Below are 1,072 nucleotides of genomic sequence, written 5' to 3' on the forward strand. Positions count from 1 at the left end.
TACCGGCGCACTGGCGGAACGCCTCGGCCGACTGACGACCGCCGAACAGACCGCGTACCTCCTCGACACCGTGCGCACCCAGGTGGCCGGCGTACTCGGGTACGCCGGACCGGACGCCGTAGGGACCGACCGCTCGTTCCGCGAGCTGGGCTTCGACTCGCTGACCGCCGTCGAACTGCGCAATCTGCTCGCCGCGGCGACGGGCCTCAGACTCCCCGCCACCCTCGTCTTCGACTACCCGACCCCGACCGTGCTCGCCGACCACCTGCGCGCCGAGCTCGTCGGAGCCGCGCCCGCGGTCACCGGCCCGAGCACCGCCGTGGTCCGGGACGACGAGCCCATCGCGATCGTCGGCCTCGGCTGCCGCTATCCCGGCGGCGTGGAGACCCCCGACGACCTGTGGCGACTGGTGCTGGAAGGCCGGGACGCCATTTCGGAGTTCCCGGACGACCGCGGCTGGGACGTGGCCGCCCTGTTCGACGACGACCCCGACCAGCAGGGCACGAGCTACGCCCGCGAAGGCGGCTTCGTGCGCGACGCGGGCCACTTCGACCCGGCGTTCTTCGGTATCTCGCCGCGCGAGGCCGTGGCGATGGACCCGCAGCAGCGCCTGCTGCTGGAGACCTCCTGGGAGGCGTTCGAGCGGGCGGGCATCGACCCGGTGTCCCTGCGCGGCAGCCGCACCGGTGTGTTCGCCGGTGTCATGTACCACGACTACGCCTCTCGGCTCACCGCGCTCCCCGAGGGCGTGGAGGGCTTCCTCGGCACGGGCAACGCGGCCAGCGTCATCTCTGGTCGGCTGTCGTACGCCTTCGGTCTCGAGGGCCCGGCCGTCACCGTCGACACCGCCTGCTCGTCCTCGCTCGTCGCCCTGCACCTGGCCGTCCAGGCCTTGCGCAACGGCGAGTGCACCCTGGCGCTTGCGGGCGGTGTGACGGTCATGGCGACCCCCGCGCCGTTCGTGGAGTTCAGCCGCCAGCGCGGGCTCGCGGCCGACGGCCGCTGCAAGGCGTTCTCGGCCGGTGCCGACGGCACCGGATGGTCCGAGGGCGCGGGCGTCCTGCTGGTGGAA

Annotated in this window: 1 protein-coding gene; it reads left to right on the forward strand. The window is 73.1% G+C overall.

Annotated features, from left to right (window positions below; all coding sequences use genetic code 11):
* The coding region (locus MXD57_RS31370; RefSeq protein ID WP_250405604.1) for an acyl carrier protein at positions 1-1,072 on the forward strand (1,072 nt) is incomplete at both ends.

It is taken from the genome of Streptomyces cellostaticus (genome assembly GCF_023630175.1).
Classification (GTDB): Bacteria; Actinomycetota; Actinomycetes; order Streptomycetales; family Streptomycetaceae; genus Streptomyces; species Streptomyces cellostaticus_A.